The following is a 1513-nucleotide window of genomic DNA, read 5'->3' on the forward strand; positions in this document are numbered from 1 at the left end:
CGAAAAATTGGTACATAAATTGGTACATAAACGAGATGCCAAAACCCGCAAACCCCGTAAAATCAAGGTTTACAAGAAAGGAAAGATAGAAAATGAAACTAGGAATTGTTGGTCTTCCTAATGTAGGAAAAAGTACATTATTTAATTCATTAACCAAGGCAGGAGCAGCAGAGGCTGCCAACTACCCATTCTGCACGATCGAGCCAAATGTTGGTATCGTGCCTGTTCCGGACAAGCGCTTGGATGTTTTGGCAGAGATGCATCATTCCGCTAAAGTAGTACATGCTACAATTGAGTTTGTGGATATTGCCGGATTGGTAAAGGGAGCATCTAAGGGTGAAGGTCTTGGCAACCAGTTCTTGGCTAACATCCGTGAGGTTGATGCGATCGTTCATGTGGTTCGCTGCTTTGACGATACTAACATCGTGCATGTCGATGGCAGTGTTGACCCGGTTCGTGATATTGAGACGATCAACTTGGAGTTATTGTTCTCTGATATGGAGATTTTGGAAAGACGCTATGCTAAGTTGGTAAAGAGTGTCAAAAATGACAAGACCCTTGTAAAAGAGACGGAATTGGTTGAAAAGTTAAAGAAGCATATGGAAGATGGCAATTTAGCTAAGACTTATGAGCCGGAAGATGATGATGAGAAGGAATTGCTTGAAAGCTTTAATTTGCTGACTTACAAGCCAACGATCTATGCTGCCAATGTTGCGGAAGATGATCTGGCAGACGATGCTGCATCCAACGAATATGTAGCAAAGGTTCGTGAGTTTGCAAAACAGGAAGGCTCTGAGGTGTTTGTGATCTGTGCTCAGATCGAGCAGGAGATTGCAGAGTTAGAAGATGATGAGAAGAAAGAATTTCTTGAGGATTTAGGTTTATCAGAGTCCGGATTGGATAAGCTTATTACAGCAAGTTATAACTTGTTGGGATTGATCAGTTATTTGACGACCGGACCGGATGAGAGCCGTGCTTGGACGATCGAGCGGGGAACGAAGCTCCGCAGGCAGCAGGAAAGATCCATACAGATTTTGAGCGTGGATTTATCCGTGCAGAAGTTGTCAGCTACGACAATCTGGTAGAGCAGGGAAGTGAGAATGCAGCTAAGGAAAAGGGATTGGTGCGTTCCGAAGGAAAAGATTATGTAGTACAGGATGGAGATGTTATCTTGTTCCGTTTTAACGTATAAGTGACTCAAACTTCCCATACCGGAAGTTATTGTTCGAACCACATATTGCTTATTATGTCAGCAATAAATATGATATTTTGCAGCCGGTAAGCTAATCTGTTCTGCCGTCAGAGAACTAAGATAATTGCCGCAGAACGCAGAGTTTTTACGTAATTTCTTATTTTGTTAAGTCTCTGATGAATACATGCCTGAAGGAGTGTCTGAGATGCCCCGGTTTAGCAAGGTATCATCCATTTTTGGACGGGACGCTTTCGCTACGATGCGCTACGTCACGTTACTTAATGTCTCTGAAATACGAGACATAAGTAACGACGAGCGCAA

General features: G+C 42.9%; 1 pseudogene. It reads left to right on the plus strand.

The window, feature by feature from the left end:
* The first annotated feature begins 92 nt into the window (after positions 1 to 92).
* Positions 93 to 1192, plus strand: a pseudogene (gene ychF, locus DW981_RS14650) (redox-regulated ATPase YchF).
* The last annotated feature ends 321 nt before the right edge of the window (positions 1193 to 1513 follow it).

Origin of the sequence: Clostridium sp. AM49-4BH (genome assembly GCF_003478335.1) — a bacterium.
Lineage (GTDB): Bacteria > Bacillota > Clostridia > Lachnospirales > Lachnospiraceae > Butyribacter.